The sequence below is a fragment of the Propionispira raffinosivorans DSM 20765 genome, from assembly GCF_000381065.1.
Classification (GTDB): domain Bacteria; phylum Bacillota; class Negativicutes; order Selenomonadales; family Selenomonadaceae; genus Propionispira; species Propionispira raffinosivorans.
Genome location: NZ_KB905862.1, coordinates 44,913 through 64,524 on the forward strand (window position 1 = coordinate 44,913; position 19,612 = coordinate 64,524).

General features: G+C 38.7%; 19 protein-coding genes. 16 read left to right on the forward strand and 3 right to left on the reverse strand.

Going from position 1 to position 19,612, the window contains the following annotated elements:
• Nucleotides 1-11 precede the first annotated feature (11 nt).
• The 11 genes from yabN to F606_RS0116115 all read left to right on the forward strand — a co-directional run bounded on the left by yabN (nt 12) and on the right by F606_RS0116115 (nt 10,867).
• A complete protein-coding gene (gene yabN / locus F606_RS0116065; protein WP_019554915.1) occupies nt 12-1,469 on the forward strand; it encodes a bifunctional methyltransferase/pyrophosphohydrolase YabN in 1,458 nt (485 codons plus the stop codon).
• 100 nt (nt 1,470-1,569) lie between these two features.
• Nucleotides 1,570-1,845 (forward strand): non-specific DNA-binding protein Hbs, encoded by a 276-nt coding sequence (locus F606_RS0116070; RefSeq protein WP_019554916.1) that lies wholly within the window; start codon nt 1,570-1,572, stop codon nt 1,843-1,845.
• Between the two features lie 63 nt (nt 1,846-1,908).
• Nucleotides 1,909-2,667 carry an SDR family NAD(P)-dependent oxidoreductase gene (locus tag F606_RS0116075; RefSeq protein WP_019554917.1) on the forward strand — a complete coding sequence of 253 codons (759 nt, stop codon included), beginning with the start codon at nt 1,909-1,911 and terminating at the stop codon, nt 2,665-2,667.
• A 220-nt stretch (nt 2,668-2,887) separates the two neighbouring features.
• Nucleotides 2,888-4,039: an MGDG synthase family glycosyltransferase gene (locus F606_RS0116080; protein WP_019554918.1), complete on the forward strand. Its 1,152-nt coding sequence runs from the start codon at nt 2,888-2,890 to the stop codon at nt 4,037-4,039.
• A 112-nt stretch (nt 4,040-4,151) separates the two neighbouring features.
• Entirely contained in the window at nt 4,152-4,625 is a 474-nt protein-coding gene (locus F606_RS0116085) for a hypothetical protein (RefSeq protein ID WP_026329446.1), read from the forward strand.
• Nucleotides 4,626-4,765: 140 nt separating this feature from the next.
• Nucleotides 4,766-5,044, forward strand: coding sequence for an FtsB family cell division protein (locus F606_RS0116090; protein WP_019554920.1), 279 nt, complete (start codon nt 4,766-4,768; stop codon nt 5,042-5,044).
• A 79-nt stretch (nt 5,045-5,123) separates the two neighbouring features.
• Nucleotides 5,124-5,594 carry a S1 RNA-binding domain-containing protein gene (locus F606_RS0116095; RefSeq protein ID WP_019554921.1) on the forward strand — a complete coding sequence of 157 codons (471 nt, stop codon included), beginning with the start codon at nt 5,124-5,126 and terminating at the stop codon, nt 5,592-5,594.
• Between the two features lie 77 nt (nt 5,595-5,671).
• A complete protein-coding gene (tilS, locus tag F606_RS0116100) occupies nt 5,672-7,057 on the forward strand; it encodes a tRNA lysidine(34) synthetase TilS (RefSeq protein WP_019554922.1) in 1,386 nt (461 codons plus the stop codon).
• Nucleotides 7,058-7,081: 24 nt separating this feature from the next.
• The gene (hpt, locus tag F606_RS0116105; RefSeq protein ID WP_019554923.1) at nt 7,082-7,618 is read left to right on the forward strand and encodes a hypoxanthine phosphoribosyltransferase; all 537 of its coding nucleotides are present in this window, start codon (nt 7,082-7,084) and stop codon (nt 7,616-7,618) included.
• Between the two features lie 137 nt (nt 7,619-7,755).
• Nucleotides 7,756-9,747, forward strand: a complete 1,992-nt coding sequence (gene ftsH / locus F606_RS21380; RefSeq protein WP_019554924.1) for an ATP-dependent zinc metalloprotease FtsH — start codon at nt 7,756-7,758, stop codon at nt 9,745-9,747.
• Between the two features lie 124 nt (nt 9,748-9,871).
• Nucleotides 9,872-10,867: an asparaginase gene (locus F606_RS0116115; RefSeq protein WP_019554925.1), complete on the forward strand. Its 996-nt coding sequence runs from the start codon at nt 9,872-9,874 to the stop codon at nt 10,865-10,867.
• A gap of 64 nt (nt 10,868-10,931) precedes the next feature.
• On the opposite strand, the gene F606_RS0116120 is transcribed toward F606_RS0116115, so the two are convergent.
• From F606_RS0116120 to F606_RS0116130, 3 genes are all read right to left on the reverse strand, one after another.
• Nucleotides 10,932-11,687: a hypothetical protein gene (locus tag F606_RS0116120; protein WP_019554926.1), complete on the reverse strand. Its 756-nt coding sequence runs from the start codon at nt 11,685-11,687 to the stop codon at nt 10,932-10,934.
• Nucleotides 11,688-11,778: 91 nt separating this feature from the next.
• A complete protein-coding gene (locus F606_RS21385; RefSeq protein WP_019554927.1) occupies nt 11,779-13,173 on the reverse strand; it encodes a sensor histidine kinase in 1,395 nt (464 codons plus the stop codon).
• Nucleotides 13,170-13,841, reverse strand: coding sequence for a response regulator (locus F606_RS0116130; RefSeq protein WP_019554928.1), 672 nt, complete (start codon nt 13,839-13,841; stop codon nt 13,170-13,172). The genes F606_RS21385 and F606_RS0116130 overlap by 4 nt, the downstream gene beginning before the upstream one ends.
• Nucleotides 13,842-14,046: 205 nt before the next feature.
• Between F606_RS0116130 and F606_RS0116135 the strand changes: the two genes are divergently transcribed.
• From F606_RS0116135 to lysS, 5 genes are all read left to right on the forward strand, one after another.
• Complete coding sequence (locus F606_RS0116135) at nt 14,047-15,021, forward strand: biotin--[acetyl-CoA-carboxylase] ligase (RefSeq protein WP_019554929.1); 975 nt, start codon at nt 14,047-14,049, stop codon at nt 15,019-15,021.
• A gap of 52 nt (nt 15,022-15,073) precedes the next feature.
• Complete coding sequence (locus F606_RS0116140; protein ID WP_019554930.1) at nt 15,074-15,838, forward strand: type III pantothenate kinase; 765 nt, start codon at nt 15,074-15,076, stop codon at nt 15,836-15,838.
• A 58-nt stretch (nt 15,839-15,896) separates the two neighbouring features.
• On the forward strand, nt 15,897-16,910 hold the full coding sequence (dusB, locus tag F606_RS21390) for a tRNA dihydrouridine synthase DusB (protein WP_019554931.1): 1,014 nt from the start codon (nt 15,897-15,899) through the stop codon (nt 16,908-16,910).
• A 184-nt stretch (nt 16,911-17,094) separates the two neighbouring features.
• Complete coding sequence (greA, locus tag F606_RS0116150) at nt 17,095-17,571, forward strand: transcription elongation factor GreA (RefSeq protein WP_019554932.1); 477 nt, start codon at nt 17,095-17,097, stop codon at nt 17,569-17,571.
• Nucleotides 17,572-17,595: 24 nt separating this feature from the next.
• A complete protein-coding gene (gene lysS / locus F606_RS0116155; RefSeq protein WP_019554933.1) occupies nt 17,596-19,086 on the forward strand; it encodes a lysine--tRNA ligase in 1,491 nt (496 codons plus the stop codon).
• Nucleotides 19,087-19,612 lie beyond the last annotated feature (526 nt).

Genomic DNA, 19,612 nt, shown 5'->3' on the forward strand with positions numbered 1-19,612 from the left:
GGGGATTTTTTTTGGGGGAAATAACAATTGTCGGGTTAGGACCGGGTGAGTTTGGTTTTATAACCTTGGATACATGGGATAAAATAAAGCAGGCAGCGACGCTGCTTTTGCGAACGGCGAAACATCCAACGGTTGCTGAGATAAAAAAACGGGAGATTGTATTTGAGTCGTATGATACTGTTTATACTGAAAAGGAGACGTTTGAGGAAGTTTATCAATCAATTGCCGCGAATGTTGTTGAACGGGCGCAGAAGGGTGAGGATATCGTTTATGCCGTTCCTGGCAGCCCACTGGTGGCTGAAAGAACGGTGGTGCTCATTCGAGACTTAGCGGTTGAACGGCAGGTGAAGCTTACTATTTTACCTGGTATGAGCTTTGTTGAGGTGCTTTATGTAAAGCTTGGAGTTGATCCGATTGATGGTTTGACAATTATTGATAGTGTTGATTTAGAAACATTGCCACCGGATTTGGCGACAGCACTTGTTATAACACAAGTATACAATCAACAAGTTGCATCCGATACGAAACTGAGCTTAATGGAAACATATCCGGATGATTATGAAATCACTTTAGTGCGTAATTTGGGTTTGCCGGATGAAGTAATATATACACTGCCGCTTTATGAACTGGATCGTCAAGCTGGAATTGATCATTTGACGAGTGTGTATATTCCAGCGTGTGAAGCGAAACAAAAACGCTTTGAAATGAAGCCGCTTACAGATATCATGAAAATTTTACGCTCACCGGGTGGCTGTCCGTGGGATATCGAACAAAACCATCAATCTTTACGGCGTAATATTATTGAAGAAGTTTATGAAGTGATTGAAGCCATTGACTTGGAAAATCCAAAACTGCTTTGTGAAGAACTTGGTGATCTACTCTTGCAAATTGTGTTTCATGCCCGGATGGCTGAAGAGGCGGGGTCTTTTTCAATGCAGGACGTTATCGATGGTATAACGGAAAAACTAATTCGACGCCATCCGCATGTTTTTGGTGATATTACGGTCAAGGATGCGGGAGAAGTCGTTTTAAATTGGGATGCGATCAAAAAGATAGAAAAAGCAGCGGAAAGAAAATCAGTACTTGATGGCGTGCCGAAAGATTTACCGTCACTCATGCGAGCCTACAAACTTCAACATAAAGCCGCGAAAGTTGGTTTTGACTGGGCCGATATCGGACCAGTTTGGGATAAGGTGACGGAAGAGCTTGCTGAATTAAAAGAAGCTGTTTCAGAGAAAAATAAAAAACATATAGAAGAGGAATTGGGTGATCTTTTATTTTCAATCGTCAATGTATCCCGTTTTCTCAAGGTAGATGCAGAAGTTGCATTAACAGGAGCCAATTATAAGTTTTTAACCCGTTTTTTATATATTGAAGAGCAAGTAAAGGCAAAAAGCCTGAAATGGGAAAATGTAGACATAAATCGCTTAAATGTCCTCTGGAACGAGGCAAAAGCACTAAATTCATAAAATTTAACATTTTTTTTAAGAAAGTTATTGAAATAAAAAGGAATCACAGGATTTATCGCGAATTAAGCTAAACGTAATCATTTCAAAGGGGGCTATATTCGTGAATAAAACCGAATTAGTGGCTAGCGTTGCAGATAAAGCTGGCTTAACAAAAAAAGATGCAGAAAAAGCAGTCAATGCATTATTTGCCAGCGTTGAAGAAGCACTTGTTGCAAGTGACAAAGTCCAAGTGATTGGCTTTGGTACTTTCGAAGTGAAAGAACGTGATGCAAGAAAAGGCCGCAATCCACAAACGGGTGCGGAAATTACGATTCCTGCTTCTAAGAACCCTGTATTTAAAGCAGGTAAAGCATTAAAAGATTCTGTAAATAAGTAAAAAAACAGGAAACCGGGTTCACAATGAACCCGGTTTTTGTTTTTTATCTGTAGGAGAAGTAGAATGAATATAGAAGAAAAAGCAGTATTGATTACAGGTGGAACTTCGGGAATTGGTTTAGCTGCAGCAAAATTGTTTATCCAAAAGGGAGCTTACGTAATGCTTACCGGACGGTCTAATGAAAAAGCTCAGGCAGCTTTGCAAACTTTGGGCCATTCTAATATGGTTCGATTCATTCAAGGCAATGTTGCACGCCCCGATGAATGCAGACAAATTGTTGAAGCGACGTATCGGGAGTTTGGTCGGATCGATACGTTAATTAATTCAGCGGGAATTTATTTTGAAAAAGCTATTGAATCAATGAACGAAGTGGATTTTGACCAAATAATGGATATTAATATTAAAGGTACATATTTTATGTGTAAATATGCATCTAAGTATATAAAAAAAAGCCCATATGGTGCCATTATTAATGTTTCATCGGACGCTGGAATTAATGGAAATTATTTATGTTCGGCCTATTGTGCCTCGAAAGGGGCCGTTACAGTTTTTACAAAAGCATTGGCTTTAGAACTGGCACCTTATAATGTTCGCGTAAATTGCATTTGTCCGGGAGATATCGATACACCGCTTACACAAGGACAGTTTCAAAATGAATCTACCAAAGCGGAAGATATTAAAATCATGAGTGCACTTTATCCATTAGGGCGAATTGGCAGAGCCAGCGAGGCGGCTGAAGTGATTTACTTTTTGGCGTCGGAAAAAGCGAGTTTTGTTACAGGTGCAGCATGGCTCGTAGATGGTGGGATTACAGCTTGTTAAATAAGGCTTCCAGATGAAGTTCAGAAAAATGTTTTATGCTAAAATCAGAACACAGTGATGATTTGATTTTACAGCATCACAGGAATATGATAGAATGAATGATACATGTATTGCATAAATTGTGGTCAGAGAGAAAGAACGGGCTTGAGATAAATTGCTAAATCAACGTTCGTAAGCTCTATTATGTATTAGGCATGATACGTTGGAGGAACGAGGACACATGTACAAAAAAAAATTTCTTATTGTTACGGCTTCAATTGGTTCAGGACATAACAAAGCGGCAGAGGCCCTTGTCAATGAGATAAAAATAAAACATCCTGACGCTGAGATCCATATGGTAGATTTTATGTCAACGAAAACAGCTTATCTGAATGGTTTTCTCAAAGAAGCGTACTTGAAGATACTTGACTTTGTTCCGGATGTATATGATTTCTTTTATAATTTAACGGCAGGTAAATCAAAAGGAATTTCAGTGAAGAGTCTCTTGGCTCTTACGATGAAAAGTAATATGGAGGCATTAATAAAGCAATATCAAGCTGATGTTGTGATTTGTACACATCCTTTTCCGTGTGCGGCTGCAGCTTATTTAAAAAAAACAAAACAGGTTAATATTATACTCGTTGGCGTTATTACGGATTTTACGATCCACCAGCTTTGGGTATATAACGAAGTTGATTTGTATTTTGTCGCGAACCGAAAAATACGGGAAGCACTTGCGAAACGTGATGTAGCTTTAGACAAGATTCATGATACGGGGATACCAATTGATTTGTCGTTTGGGGTTCAGTATGATAAAGAAGAGCTTCTGCGAAAATTTAATCTGAAATCGGATCTTCCGGTGATTTTAATAATGGGTGGCGGATTAGGTTTGGGTGGTGTAAAATTTGCCTTGAATCATTTGGAAACATTAAAAAAATCAATTCAAATTCTGGTAGTAGCCGGAGTTAACTCCGATTTGTGGTCTGATTTAAAAGAAATAGCTAAAAATTCGAAACATATAGTTGAAGTTTGGGGATTTTCGAATAATGTGAAAGAACTTATGGCCGTTTCAACTTTTATTATTAGTAAACCGGGAGCACTTACGATTAGTGAAGCACTAGCGATGGAATTGCCGATGCTTTTGCATGAGCCAATTCCAGGGCAGGAAAAAGAAAATGCTGCCTATGTTGAGAGCATTGGTGCGGCAATTTGGATAAAAGATAATCAAAAATTGACTGAAATTGTTGAATCTGTCTTATATGATTCCGCGAAGCTTTTAAAGATGAAGGTCAAGGCCAGAGAGTATAAAAGACCTGATGCAGCAAGGGATATTGTACTTGTTCTTGATGAATACCTACGCATGTCTTTTGAACATACAGTGATTGGTCTTTAGTTAAGAAGAAGTACTTGTTAAAAGTACTTTCTTTTTTTTCAGAGTACAAGAAGTAGTCGTTTTATGATATGCTGAATGTAGTAGAAAATTTAAAGGAGAACTGGTGGTGCTGATGGAACCGACAAAATTGAATGTTGACAGGCAAGGTATTCCCCGCTGTCCACAATGTGATCATCCGCTGCAACTGATTGAAGGTGAGCCAATAAAAATTGTGGAAGGCAAAGTATATTTTGAAAATACGGAAGCACATTATGCGTGTGAAACTTGCCAATTGTTATATCGCCGGATTTTGAGTACAGAGTATTATGGACACTTTTTCATGTCGGAATCGCCGGCACAAGCAGTCCCTAAAAAAACGGTGGCAATTGGTGATTTGAAGCCAATGCAGCTAAAGCGAGATTTGAATGGGCTATGTAATTGTCCACGGTGTGGTGCTGTAATGCGTTTTATTGAAAGCCAGCCGGTCCGGATTGTTGATGGTAAATTAAATATGGATGATGTACTTGAACATTATGAATGTGATAGCTGCCATTCTGTCTATAGAAAAATAGTTAATACAACATATTATCAATGGAATGAAAAATAATGAAGCGATGCTTACGAAACAAGTTTGCTTAGGCAAATCAACACAGAACCTTGCATATTGCGCAAAATACTTGTATTATATAACTACAGCAAGGTTTGACTGTACTATAATTATGGTGCAGCGTTAAAGGTGGTGGCATTATGCAAAAACGAAAACTCAATTGGTTTTTTTTATTGATCCTACTAATCGTAGGGGGTTTTTCTTATTCTGCCATCCAACAGCAGATGCATGCCAATGAAATAGTCCAGGAGAAAAAAGCGGCTGAGGTACGCTTAATGACAGCACAGCAATTAAATAATGACCTTATGCAGGAAAAAGTGAATTTAGAACAGAGCACTTGTATTGAGAAGATTGCTCGTGAAGAGTTGGGCATGGTCAAACCTGGAGAAATGCCATATATTTCTTCGGCACAGAAGTAGGTAAATTTCTTGACACGCTTTAATGTACAAGGGTATAATAGCGATGTAATGTAAATTATAAGGAGGAAGTACAATTAGTATGTCCATCGAAATTGGCAGTGTAGTAGAAGGCGTTGTAACCGGAATCACGAATTTTGGTGCATTTGTAGAGTTATCTGGCGGTAAAGTCGGTCTTATTCATATTTCGGAAGTTGCAGATGTATACGTCCGTGATGTAAAGGATTTTCTTAAAGAACAAGATACAGTTAAAGTTAAAGTTTTAACAATTGACGAACGTGGTAAAATTGGCTTGTCAATTAAACAATTACAAGAAAAAAAGCCTATTGAACAATCGGTGAATGCACAGGTAAGTGCGCCATCAAGTTATAAGCCGGTGCCAAGAAGAGCTCCAGCGAATGATTTTAGAAGACCTAGTCGTTTTAATGCGCCTTCTTTTGAAGATAAGTTAACAAAATTTTTAAAAGACAGTGATGAAAGACTTACTGATTTACGGAAGAATACGGATTCAAAACGTGGCGGCCGTGGTGGCGGATCACGCAGATCTGAATAACTAATGTTCGAAAGCACTCTGTGAAGGAGTGCTTTTTTGTGCATTTCGCTTTGACAAAGAGATAGGATTGATGAGATGTGTTAGAAAAAGTAAAAAAATGGTGTGAAAGAGAAGAACTTTTTCAGACGGGCGATGCGATTTTAATTGCTTGTTCCGGGGGACCAGATTCCCTTGCTTTAGCCAATTTGTTTTTGGATCTTCGAAAAACATATGAATTAAGAATTAGTGTAGGACACGTAGACCATATGTTTCGAGGTGCAGAATCTAAAGCCGATGCTGATTTTGTTAGAACTTTCTGTAAACATAATGATTTGCCATTTTATTTGAAAACAGTGGATGTCCCAGCTTTTGCTAAAGAAAAAGCTTTGTCAGCGGAGGAAGCCGCACGAATGGTTCGATACGACTTTTTGCGAGATTTGGCTGTGAAACTTGGCGGAGCATTGATTGCGACAGCACATCATCGTGATGACCAGGCCGAAACGATACTGCTGCATTTATTCCGTGGTGCAGGAAGTCAAGGTATAGCTGGAATTCGTCCTAAGTCCTGTGGTATAATAAGACCATTCTTGTCTGTTACGCGGCAAGAAATTGAACGATATTGTAAAGAAGAAAATCTTACCCCGCGAATTGATGCAACAAATAGTGAAACAGAATATTTGCGTAATAAGATTCGCCTGGAACTTATGCCAGTGCTAAAAAAAACATATAATCCGGTTATGCCAGCGGCACTTTGCCGCAGTGCTGAACTGATTGGCGATGAACATGATTTTATTAATGAATCAGCAAAAATGCTCTGGAAAGATATCGTTCGTGAAACAGATGGAAAACTTGTTATCAATCGCAGTCGGTTACAGGGGCTGCATATTGCTTTGCAACGTGAATTATGCCGTTTAGCGGTTATGAAGGCAGCTGGCGATTTGGAAGGCTTGGGATTTTTGCATATTGAGCAGATGATAGCATTTGCCAAAGCAGGGAAAACAGGTACAATTCTTGAATTACCTAAGCAGTTTGTATTCGTCTGTGATTATGAAACCGTGAAGCTTTGTCATAGAAGTGCTTTGGAACAGCCACTTAAAAGAGAAGTCTTTCAAGTCCTGCGTGTTCCAGGTTTTACCCCGGTACCATTATTGCAGCTTACGGTGCAGGTCGAGCAAATCAATGAATATGTTAAACCAAATGGTTTTGATAATATTGTCTGTGATATGGATCGACTAAACGGCGAACTGTTTCTAAGGTTAAGACAACCTGGTGATCGATTTCAGCCTAGTGGAATGAATGGATTTAAGAAATTGAAAGATTTTTTTATTGATAATAAGGTTGCACGTGTAGAACGTGATCGAATACCATTATTTTGTGATCAAAATACAATTTTTTGGGTTGGCGGGTTACGTCAAAATCAAACAAGTCAAATTTCGGGGCAGACCAAACATTTTTTACGATTTACTATATTAAAAGATATATAATCAGCAAAGGAGTTACTTTTTATTATGATGAACGATATTGAAAAAATAGTATATACAAAGGAGGAATTGGCGGCATGTGTAAAACGGCTGGGTCAGCAGATCAGTAAGGATTATGCTGGTAAAGAAATTTTCGCTGTGGGAATTTTAAAAGGAGCGGTCATTTTCTTTGCGGATTTGGTTCGTGCAATTGATGTACCAGTTCAACTTGATTTTATGGCGGCGTCAAGTTATGGAGATAGTACGCAGACAAGTGGAACTGTTAAAATTTTAAAAGATTTAGATTTTAGTGTAGAAGGAAAACACGTCTTGATTATTGAAGACATTATTGATTCAGGTTTAACACTCAACTATCTGTTGAAAAATTTTAAAGAACGAAAACCTGCCAGCGTGAAACTTTGCGCACTGTTAGATAAACCGGAACGCCGTAAGGTAGAAGTCAAGATCGATTATTCTGGTTTTACTGTACCAGATGATTTTTTAGTTGGCTATGGTCTGGATTATGCAGAAAAATATCGCAATTTACCATGTATTGGGATTTTAAAAAAAGAAATCTATTCTTAAGCGAGAGTAGCTTTACAAAAAAAGAAGAATTTTGTAGAGCTGATCAGTTTGATTGTTAAATGCTTTAATTAATGATATAATAATTTTCTATGGAGCCCTGTTTGACTGTGTGCTCCGCCGAGAGGGAGGGCGACCGATTGAATAAGTTTTTACGAAATGTAGGCTTCTATTTATTGATTATTTTAATCGCAATATCGATTATTGATTATTTTTCAACGAGAAGCACTACAAAACAGGAAATAAACTATACAGAGTTTTTACATCAGGTCGATGCAAAAACAGTAGCCAAAGTAACGATCGTCGATAATGTAATTAAGGGAACATTAAGCGATGGAACCGAATTTACAACAATTACGCCGAATACGCCAAACAATGATCCAAATTTGGTGAAATATCTGCAAGATAGAGGCGTGGATATGAAAGCGGAAAAAACACCAGAACCACCTTGGTGGACAACCGTATTCTCTTCTATTTTACCAATGCTGCTTTTAATTGGTGTATGGTTTTTTATCATGCAGCAAACACAAGGCGGTGGCAATCGTGTGATGTCATTTGGTAAGAGCCGTGCTAAGATGAGCGGTGGCGATAAACTGAAAATAACCTTCAACGATGTTGCTGGTGCTGATGAAGCAAAACAGGAACTCGAAGAAGTCGTGGAATTTTTGAAACATCCTAAAAAGTTCAATGATTTGGGAGCTCGTATTCCAAAAGGCGTTCTTTTGTTTGGTCCTCCGGGGACTGGTAAAACTTTGCTTGCTAAAGCTGTTGCGGGTGAAGCGGGGGTACCTTTCTTTACAATCAGTGGATCGGATTTTGTGGAAATGTTTGTTGGTGTAGGAGCATCGCGTGTTCGTGATTTGTTTGAACAAGCAAAGAAAAATGCACCATGTATTGTTTTTATTGATGAAATTGATGCTGTAGGTCGCCAGCGTGGTGCTGGTGTTGGTGGTGGTCATGATGAACGTGAACAGACACTGAATCAGTTATTGGTTGAAATGGATGGGTTTGCTGCCAATGAAGGCATTATCATTATTGCTGCAACCAATCGTCCAGACATTTTAGATCCAGCATTATTGCGTCCAGGTCGTTTTGATCGTCAGATTGTTGTTGATAAACCAGACGTAAGAGGTCGTATGGCAATTTTGAAAGTTCACACGAAAGGTAAACCGGTTGATGCGGATGCGGATTTAGATGTGTTAGCACGTCGGACGCCAGGATTTACAGGGGCTGACTTAAGTAACCTTGTTAATGAAGCGGCACTGCTATCGGCTCGTCGTAATAAAAAAAGTATTGCAATGCCTGAACTAGAGGAATCCATTGAACGTGTTATGGCTGGTCCAGAGCGTAAATCAAGAGTTATGAGCGATCGTGAAAAACGTTTAACAGCCTATCATGAAGGCGGTCATACTTTAGTGGGGCTTTTATTGCCGAATTCAGATCCGGTCCATAAGGTAACGATTATTCCGCGTGGTCGTGCTGGTGGTTATACTTTGATGCTGCCAAAAGAAGATCGTTCTTATGCAACGCGTAGTGAGTTGATTGATCAACTTAAGACACTTCTTGGTGGTCGTGTGGCGGAAGAGGTCATACTGAAGGAAATTAGTACGGGTGCACAAAATGATATTCAAAGGGCATCACAACTTGTTAGAAGTATGATTACACAATATGGTATGAGTGATGCATTGGGTCCAATTGCTTTTGGTGAAAGCCAGGATCATCAAGTCTTTTTAGGCCGTGATTTCAACCATCAGAGAAATTATAGTGAAGAAGTTGCTTGTGATATTGATAAGGAAGTTCGCCGCTATATTGAAGATGCCTATGAAGAATGCCGCAAACTTCTGGTTGAGAATGTCGATAAGCTGCATTTGATTGCGGGAGCGCTTCTCGAACGAGAATCACTTAAGGCATCGGAACTTAAAGAGCTCATGACAAATGGAGTTATCGCGGATAAACCGAAGGTCAGCGAAGATGATTCTTCGAATACTCCAGCTCCGATTGTACCAGAGATTAAAGCCACTCCTGAAGAAAAAGAAGCTGCTGCGAAAGAAGAAACAGAACCTGAAATAGCAGATCCTGCAAAAGCGAAGCTTGATTTAAATATTACGACCAAAGAAAATGAAACACATTAAGTAAGTGATTTATTTTCGTTGAAAAAAAGAAAGTGCTGAAAAGCACTTTCTTTTTTTGTCGTTAAAGAGTTATACTATTTATATAAATTGTATTTTTATTTTAGGAAAAGAGAGATGAATACAAATGAGTGAAATTCTATTACATTATACGCGTGGCGGCAAGATTGAAGATATACATCGTGGTGATATTGTTGCCGTGGATATAAATGGGAACATTGTTGATTCGGTAGGGGATGCACAGCGAAATATGTTTTGGCGCAGTGCGGCAAAGCCATTTCAAGCTTTGCCTTTTGTACGTCAAGGTGGTTTGGAAAAGTTTGGTATTACACAGAAGGAACTGGCTATTTTAGTGTCATCGCATAGTGGTGAGCCGATGCATGTTGAATTGATTGAGTCAATCTTAGGAAAACTGAAACTTCCGTTGACGGCATTAGAATGTGGGCCAGCCCGGCCGATGAGCAGCAAGGCCGCCAAAGTATTGACGGAAAATCATCAAAAACCAGAACCCGTACACAATCCTTGTTCTGGCAAACATTCTAGTATGCTGGCGCTTTCCCGAATGATCGGGGTTTCTATTGAAGGGTATACAAAACCGGAGCATCCAGTGCAGCAGATTATGCATCAATCGGTAGCGAAAGCTGCAAAAATTCCTGAAGGTGAATTGGAAATTGGTATTGACGGTTGTGGTGTACCTGTTTTTTATTTACCAATTTATAATATGGCTTTAGCCTATGCTCGACTTGCTGTACCACAAAAAGGCCAATGGGGTGAGGATGAGGCGGCGATACGAAAGATACGTGATGCAATGATTGCTTATCCAGAAATCGTCGCAGGAACGGGACGTATAGATCTACTGGTATCCCAAATTACCAAGGGCCGTATCATTGCCAAGATTGGTGCCGATGCTGTGTATTGTTTGGCATCTGTTGAAGCAGGGATTGGTATTACCTTTAAAATTGAAGATGGCAGTTATCGGGCAATTAATCCAGCGGTGATTGGTATTTTAAAACGTTTAGATTTGATTACAAAGGCAGAACATGAACAATTGTTAGAACAATTCCCGCCAGTTTTGCGAAATCATCGTGGTGATCAAATTGGTGTTATTGAAACAGTTTTTTAAAGTATAAAAAACAGGGTATCCCCAGTTTGGAGATACCCTGTTTTTTGTGTTAAAATATTTGGCGTTATTCTGCTTCAGTCGGTGTAGTGTCTTCTTGCATCGCTGGAGCTGCTTCGTGGTTTCCCATACCGCGATGCATACCGGGGCTTTTTGGCATTTTGCTTTTTAAATCAGTCATGCATTGGTTAAAGGTTGCTTCATCAATGCCCAATGAGGTGGCGACATCTTTCCAAGTGTTATTGATCTTTTTCATGTTAAGAACAGTTGAAATGGTTTTTGAAGATTGTTTTGATAAAACAGAAGCCATCACGATATCATTTGGTTGGTATCCGTCTTTTAAAAGACCGTTAACTGTGCTTTCATCAATTTGCAGCATGGTTGACATTTGTTTGCTCATAAATCCTTGTGCAGCTTGTTGAAGTTGTTCATTTGTTATGGAAAATGAATCCATAACATCTTTCCAACTATTTGTTGCTGTTTTTGCATTCATGACCTCGGTGAAGGATTTGTTGCCAGCCGAAGCAATTAATGCGGCCTGATGAAAATCGCGCATTGTATAACCCTTGGCTTGATAATCAAGCAGGACTTTTTTATCTACATTAAAAGTTGTCGCAAACTGTTGCGCCATTTCATCCGTCATGACTTTTGGCGTTGCTTTATGCTCACGATGCATCTGTCCTTGATCTTGTTGCGTGGTATCAGCTGTTGCGGCAAATGCAGTTTGGTTTAAATAGGTTGTACCAATACCTGTAATGGCAAAAGCACCGGTGAGAGCAAGGATGAGAGTTTTCTTTTTATTGCTTTTTGATAGTAAATTCATAAAATAGCCTCCAAATTTGTTTTACTTCTCAAGGAAGAACTGTTCTTTAATATAGTATATACTTTTTAAATGACAAGATCATGACAAGAAATTAAAACGTTTTGGGGAATATTACTTTAAAAATGGTTTTTTCATTGGGAATACTGGAAACAGAAATGCTGCCATGCATTCCTTCGACGAGTTTTTTCGTAATCGCCAGTCCAAGACCGGTACCGCCTTTGTTGCGAGATCGAGCTTTATCGACACGATAAAAACGATCCCAAAGATAAGGCAGATCTTTTTGGGGGATACCTTCGCCTGAATCCGTAACGGATAGAATGAAGCTTGTTTTATCACGTTCAAATTGAATGAAAATTTTATTTCCGTCGGGGGAATGTCGCAATGCATTACTAATTAAGTTGCTGAGAATTTGTTCGATTCTCAGTGGATCTGTTTTTACAAATACAAGTTTTGGCGATACAGAAAAAATTAGCTGCTGATTTTTTTCGGCAGACATTGGCTGGAATTTCCCTTTTTGTTTTTCGATAAACTCGCCAAGGTTTAAATTTTGATATTGAAAATGCGTTTGGCCAGATTCAATTCTGGCCAGATTTAATAATTCACTGATTAAAGAATTCATCTGATGACATTCATCAAGTGTCGTTTTTAGATAACAGGCTTGTTTCGTTTTTTCTGTGACAACACCGTCTAAAAGACTTTCAGTTACAGCCTGAATGGTAGCGAGCGGTGTTTTTAATTCATGTGTAATATCGGAAAAAAATTCTTGCCGTTCTTGTTCAATGCGCTCTAGCGCAGCAGCCATTTCATTAAAGGTGAAACCAAGCCTGCCAATCTCGTCTTGTCCGATGGCAGTTGTACGACTTTTATAGTTTCCCGCTGTAAACTTTTCTGCAGCATGACTGATGTTACTAATTGGTTTTGTCAGATTGCGCGATAAGATGAAGGCAAAGATTCCCGCAAGCAGAATTGAACCTAAGATTGTATAGAGCAGAAGTTGTTCAATGGCCGCAGAAGTTTTTGCTATACCGGTGATGGGGGTATGGATCATGAGAACGATGGAAGGGTTTTGTGGAAAGGGGATTGATACAACGATGGCTGGATCATCATCATCATTGGCACTGTAGAGGCGCGAGGTTACTTCACCATTGAATAAGTTTTCGGCTGGATCATTTTGTACTTGCATATGATGCTGCCAGATTTTTGGTGCTTTACCAGAACGGGTATGATTTTCCTGATCAATGATCCACATGGTTGTACCAGAAAAATCACTTAAATTTTCTAAAAGTGAGGGAGAATATAATTGGTCTTGTGTTACAGCATTCAAGAAGCGTGTGGTCGATATACCGACACGAATCAGTTCCGCTTTTTTTGCCTCGACCAAATAATTTGTGACTAAATGCGATAAAGAAATGCCAATGCTGGCAGTCAGTAAGACCAGTACAACAATATGAGATGTCAATATTTTACCAAAAAGTGATCGAATCATTTGTTTATAACCTCAAACCGATATCCGAAGCCTCGTATAGTATGGATATATGTCAAATCAGCAGATATAAGGCTTTGGCGCAGCCTTTTAATTGTTGCATCAACGGTTCGGTCATCTCCATCAAAATCATATCCCCAAACATTGGTTAAGAGCTGTTCACGAGAAAATGTTTGTTTCGGATGCCGCATAAAAAAAGACAATAGTTCAAATTCTTTTGGCGGCAGCGTCAATTCAGTTTGACCAATCATTATTGATTTTTTAATATCATTTATCATAAGTTCACCTGCTTTGCATAGATGGACATCATCTTCCATCATACCGCTGCGCCTTAGAACGGCTTTTACACGAGCTACGACCTCACGAGGACTGAATGGTTTTGTAATATAGTCATCTGCACCCAAGGCAAACCCAGCAATTTTATCAGGTTCGGCGCATTTTGCTGTTAAAAAAATGCGTGGAACACTACGGGTAATCGATTCACATAGTTCAAATCCATTTATTTTTGGCAGCATGATATCTAAAATAAGCAAGTCAGGGCGATGCGTGGTTTCAATTTGCATGGCTTCATCACCATCGGCAGCTGTGTAGACGGTGAATCCCTCTTTTTCTAGATACAGGGCAACGATTTCGCGAATTGTTGGTTCATCATCGGCGACGAGTATTTTCATTAAAGCACCTCCATATATACTTACTAGTATATACGATATTCCTTAGAAATAAATAAGAAATATTCACTTTTTGTATGTTTGGTTTGCCTAAGATAAAAGTGACAGAGATAAAATTTTTCAGACTTGATTATATGTGCTTGATACGCTATTATTAGGAGGGGTTTTAACCTGTTAGGATAGAAAGAGAAATGAAGGAGATAATTAAATGCGTTCCAATATATTGGATATACTGCGACAGGCAAACGGGACTTATGTTTCTGGTGAAGACATTGCTAGGACAATGAATGTATCAAGAACAGCTGTTTGGAAACATATCCGTGAATTAAAACAGGCGGGTTATGCGATTGACAGTCATTCGCGCAGTGGATATTGTTTGATGGAAACGCCAGATTTGCTTTTGCCGAATGAAATACAAAATGGACGAAAAACGAAAGTCCTAGGTAAGGACATTCAATATTATAAGGAAGTCATATCAACCAATAATCAAGCGAAGCTTGCAGCCCAGCAAGATGCAGGTGAAGGCACAATCATAGTTAGTGAAGCACAGACTAGTGGGCGTGGCCGGTTAGCACGCGGCTGGTATTCACCAGCGGAAAAAGGAATTTGGTTTTCGGTGATATTGAGGCCTCATTTTTTACCTCAAGAAGCACCAAAATGTACATTATTGGCAGCTGTGGCTATTGTTAAGGCTATTGAAACAATAACAGAAATTCAGGTTGGCATTAAATGGCCGAATGATATTCTCTATAATAAACTGAAACTTGTTGGCATTTTAACGGAGATGAATGCTGAAATGGATTGTATCAATTATATTATAATTGGTATGGGTATCAATGTGAACATTCAAAAAAATGAATTCCCCTTAGAACTACAACACATTGCAACGTCGTTGGCTATTATAAAAGGTAAGAAAATATCGAGAGTTCAGTTGCTTAACGAAATTTTATTTCAAATTGAAACTTTATATAATATAGCGCAAACCGAAGGGTTTGCTAAAATATTGGAAGAATGGAAAAAATATTCCGTTACGCTGGGAAAGACTGTAGATGTTATTGGTATCAACGATACTTTCGCGGGACTTGCGATGGATATTGATGAAGATGGAGCCTTGCTGGTAAAAACAAAAGCAGGCATTAAAAGAGTCTTGGCGGGAGATGTGTCTATTCGAGCCAAAGGGTAATGTAAACTGAATCGTCGAAAACATGATCGATTTCATTGGAGGAAAAATAATCATGCTATTAGTCTTTGATATTGGGAACAGTAATATTGTTTTAGGTACATATGAAGGAAAAAAATTATTAAAGCATTGGCGTATATCGACTGATCGGCAAAAAACCGGTGATGAATATGGTATGCTTATTAATAATTTATTTATGTTTCAAGGGATACATATGAAAGACATTGATGCAATCATCATATCTTCGGTTGTTCCACCACTTGTTGTGCCACTCGTGAAGATGTGTGAACGTTATTTTAAAATTAAACCACTCGTAGTAGGTCCTGGTATTAAAACGGGCATCCGCTTGAAATATGAAAATCCACGTGAAATTGGTGCGGATCGTATTGTCAATACCGTAGGTGCGTATGAGCAATATGGAGGCCCGCTGATTGTTATTGATATTGGTACGGCTACGACTTTTGATGTTGTGGATGAAAATGGCGATTATCTTGGTGGGGCGATTGCACCAGGGATTGGGATTTCTACGGAGGCACTTTTTCAAAGGGCGGCTAAATTACCGCGTATTGAACTTGTTACACCCAAAAATGTTATTTGCCGTAATACAGTAACCAGTATGCAGGCGGGAATTATTTTTGGGTTTGTAGGACAAATCGATGGAATTGTTTGCCGGATGAAAGCAGAATTGGGTAAAGATGTAAAAGTTGTAGCAACTGGCGGTCTGGCAAAAATGATTGCTAAGGAATCACAGACTATCGATACCAATGATTACTTTTTAACGTTGACCGGGCTCAGAGTTTTATATGAGCGCAATATGTAGTAAATAAAGGCGCGAATTTTGATTCGCGTCACTTTTTTTAAGGAGGTTCAACATACAAGTGAAAATAGGGAACATAGAAATAAAAAATCCATTAATTTTGGCGCCGATGGCTGGCGTTACGGATATGGCCTACCGTATTTTGGCAACGGAACTTGGTTGTGGACTGGTATATTCGGAAATGGTAAGTGACCAAGGGATCAATTATCGAAATCCCCATACTTTGGAAATGCTGAAAACAAACTCAGGAGAACATCCGCTTACGTTGCAGCTTTTTAGTGCTGATCCGAAGCGGCTTGCTGAAGCAGCAAAATATGTAGAAAGCCTTGGCTGTGCCGATATTATTGATATTAATATGGGCTGCCCCGCACCTAAGATTGTTAAAAACAAAGAGGGCTCGGCGCTGATGTGCGATCCAAAACTCGCATTTTCCATAATGAAGGCGGTGCGTCAAGCCGTGAAGATACCGGTTACGGTTAAAATGCGCAAAGGCTGGGATGCTGAGCATGTTAATGTCGTTTCGATGGCAAAACTTGCTGAGGAAGCGGGAATGGATGCGATTGCTGTACACGGGAGGACACGCGAAGAATTTTATCGTGGTGCGGCAGACTGGAACATCATTGCTGAAGTGAAACAGGCCGTAAAAATTCCCGTTATTGGTAATGGTGATGTTCGCACTGGACAAGATGCAAAGAAAATTTTTGCGCAAACACAATGTGATGCGGTTATGATTGGGCGGGCAGCGCAAGGGAATCCATGGATTTTTCGAAAAATAAATCATTTTCTGCAAACCGGGCAAGAATTGCCAGACCCGACGATGCAAGAACGGATGAATTTAATTTTGCGCCATTTAGATATGCTGATTGAAAATAAAGGGGAGTATATTGGTCCACGAGAAATGCGTAAACATGCAACCTGGTACACAAAAGGTTTGCCACATTCAGCTGAATTGCGTAACTTGTTTAATCAAGCGGAAAATCGGGAGGAGTTTACGGTAATTTTGAAGAAACTTTTATTATTTAATGAATCCGTAGAAAAAATTGACAAAGAGAAGAAAACAACATATAATATTTAATAATCATTAAACTGTATTACGTGGAGGTGTCAAGTTATAACTTGGCACTTATTTATATTGTCTTAATGATATTTGAGAGTCGATGATTGAAAATTGAAAGTTAGGGTCAAGATGGACTGTAATATGCTTCATTTTCAACGTTTCACTTTCAATTTTCAATTAAATATAAAGGGGCGCATGTAAAATGGCTGAAAAGCAAGTAATGCTGACCGAAGCAGGTTTAAAAAAACTTGAAGAAAAACTTGAAAAATTAAAGAGTGTACGTAGAATAGAAGTAGCAGAACGTATTAAACAAGCAATTGATTTTGGTGATATCAGTGAAAACTCGGAATATGAAGATGCAAAAAATGAACAGGCTTTTATTGAAGGCGAAATTCTTACTTTAGAAAAAATGCTTCGTAATAGTCAGATCATTGAAGATGATAAATCAAATAAAGGTATAGTAGCTTTGGGAAATACGGTTGTTATTAAAGATTTAGAGTTTAATGAAGATCAAGTGTATACGATTGTTGGCTCGGCTGAAGCTGATCCGAAAGACTTGAAAATATCGAACGAGTCCCCAGTTGGTCAAGCTATTATTGGTAAAAAAATTGGTGATACAATCGAAGTCCATGTACCAGCGGGCGTATTACAGTATCAGATTGTCGAAATTAGAGCGTAAGTTTATGATAGGAGATTATAGATAATGGCAGAAGAAAAAGAACAGCAACTGCAAAGTGAAGATATAAATGAAATGATGAAATTTCGTCGCGAGAAAATGGCGGCTTTTATCGAAAAAGGAATCGAACCATTTGGTCGACGCTTTTCAGCGACCCATCATGCAAATGAAATTGCTGAAAAATTTGATGAATTAGAAGAAAAATCAGTAAAAGTTGCAGGACGGCTGATGGCGATTCGTGGTCACGGTAAAGCAAGTTTTACAACACTTATGGATATGAGTGGAAATGTGCAATTGTATTTTCGCCAAGATGTAATTGGTGAAGATGAATATGCGAATTTTAAATTGCTGGATATTGGTGACATTGTCGGTGCTGAGGGAATTGTTTTTAAAACGCATCGTGGTGAAGTCAGCGTCAAAGTAACGAAATTTGAATTGCAAGCGAAATCACTTCGTCCTTTGCCAGAAAAATTTCATGGCTTAAAAGATGTTGAAATGCGCTATCGCCAGAGATATCTTGATTTGATTACGAATCCAGAAGTAAGAAATACATTTATTTCACGCAGTAAAATTGTAAAATCAATTCGCAATTATTTGGATAATCTCGATTTTCTTGAAGTCGAAACACCTGTCATGCATCCGATTGCTGGTGGCGCAGCGGCTCGTCCGTTTGTTACCCATCACAATGCATTGGATATGGACTTGTTTTTACGTATTGCACCAGAACTTTATTTAAAACGACTTATTGTAGGTGGCTTTGAAAAAATTTATGAAGTAGCTCGTGTTTTTAGAAATGAAGGCATTGATGTTCGTCATAATCCAGAATTTACCTTAGTTGAAATTTATCAAGCTTTTGCTGATTATAACGATTTAATGGCCATTACGGAAGGCATTATCGTAAATGCAGTGAAGGAAGTTTTGGGGACTACGGTAATCAATTACCAGGGAACTGAAATTGATTTGAGTAAATTCAAACGCACCAGCATGGTAGATGCAGTTCTTGAAGTGACTGGAAAAGATTTTAGTAAGGCAAAAACAGTTGAAGAAGCACGTGCTATGGCCGATGAAATCGGTGTACCTTATGAAACAAAACACGGAATTGGTGGTATCTTGAATGCAGCTTTTGAAGAAAAAGTTGAAGAAACATTGATACAGCCGACTTTTGTTACAGGACATCCGACTGAAATATCCCCACTTGCAAAACGAAATAAAGAAAATCCAGAAATTACGGATCGATTTGAAATTTTCATTTATGGTCGTGAACTGGCTAATGGTTTTTCAGAATTAAATGATCCAATTGATCAAGAAGGTCGTTTCTTGGATCAGGTAAAACAACGTGAATCAGGTGATGCGGAAGCGCATATGATGGATAAAGATTATGTAACAGCTTTGGAATACGGATTACCGCCAACGGGTGGACTTGGTATAGGCATTGATCGTTTGGTCATGCTTTTAACCGATAGTGTATCAATTCGTGATGTACTTTTATTCCCACATATGCGTCATAAAGCCGAATAGAAATGAAACGCGAACTTACATAGTTCGCGTTTTCTTTTTACATATTTGTAAAATTTTATAAATTTGTATTGACAAATAAAACAAAACACTGTAATATAATATAAGTCGCCAGCAACAAAGCGATGATTCAGCTTGAAGGATAGTTGATCAGAAAATGATTGACAAAAAATCAAGATTGAGATATTATATAGAAGTTGATTTACGAGATCAACGACACGTTCTTTGAAAACTAAACAATGTAGAATAATAAAGATATATGTACACCAACATGTATCAAGCCAGATGTGCGGTTTTCGAACGCTTGCGTTTGAAAACAACAACTAACAATTTCTTTTAACAAAAAAGATAATTTAGATTTTTAAAGAGCCTATCAAGGTTCTCTAATATAATTTATTGGAGAGTTTGATCCTGGCTCAGGACGAACGCTGGCGGCGTGCTTAACACATGCAAGTCGAACGGAACTAAGCTTAACACCGAATCTTTTAAAAGTAGAGATGTTAAGCCGGAATGCGAGTGAATGAAGAAT

Excerpts from the sequence above, each read along its gene's own strand:
- F606_RS0116095 (WP_019554921.1), top strand. The coding sequence starts at position 5,124 with ATGTCCATCGAAATTGGCAGTGTAGTAGAAGGCGTTGTAACCGGAATC.
- F606_RS21385 (WP_019554927.1), bottom strand. The coding sequence starts at position 13,173 with ATGATTCGATCACTTTTTGGTAAAATATTGACATCTCATATTGTTGTA.
- hpt (WP_019554923.1), top strand. The coding sequence starts at position 7,082 with ATGATGAACGATATTGAAAAAATAGTATATACAAAGGAGGAATTGGCG.
- F606_RS0116090 (WP_019554920.1), top strand. The coding sequence starts at position 4,766 with ATGCAAAAACGAAAACTCAATTGGTTTTTTTTATTGATCCTACTAATC.
- lysS (WP_019554933.1), top strand. The coding sequence starts at position 17,596 with ATGGCAGAAGAAAAAGAACAGCAACTGCAAAGTGAAGATATAAATGAA.
- F606_RS0116140 (WP_019554930.1), top strand. The coding sequence starts at position 15,074 with ATGCTATTAGTCTTTGATATTGGGAACAGTAATATTGTTTTAGGTACA.
- F606_RS0116080 (WP_019554918.1), top strand. The coding sequence starts at position 2,888 with ATGTACAAAAAAAAATTTCTTATTGTTACGGCTTCAATTGGTTCAGGA.
- F606_RS0116115 (WP_019554925.1), top strand. The coding sequence starts at position 9,872 with ATGAGTGAAATTCTATTACATTATACGCGTGGCGGCAAGATTGAAGAT.
- F606_RS0116120 (WP_019554926.1), bottom strand. The coding sequence starts at position 11,687 with ATGAATTTACTATCAAAAAGCAATAAAAAGAAAACTCTCATCCTTGCT.
- greA (WP_019554932.1), top strand. The coding sequence starts at position 17,095 with ATGGCTGAAAAGCAAGTAATGCTGACCGAAGCAGGTTTAAAAAAACTT.
- F606_RS0116135 (WP_019554929.1), top strand. The coding sequence starts at position 14,047 with ATGCGTTCCAATATATTGGATATACTGCGACAGGCAAACGGGACTTAT.
- F606_RS0116075 (WP_019554917.1), top strand. The coding sequence starts at position 1,909 with ATGAATATAGAAGAAAAAGCAGTATTGATTACAGGTGGAACTTCGGGA.
- F606_RS0116085 (WP_026329446.1), top strand. The coding sequence starts at position 4,152 with ATGGAACCGACAAAATTGAATGTTGACAGGCAAGGTATTCCCCGCTGT.
- F606_RS0116130 (WP_019554928.1), bottom strand. The coding sequence starts at position 13,841 with ATGAAAATACTCGTCGCCGATGATGAACCAACAATTCGCGAAATCGTT.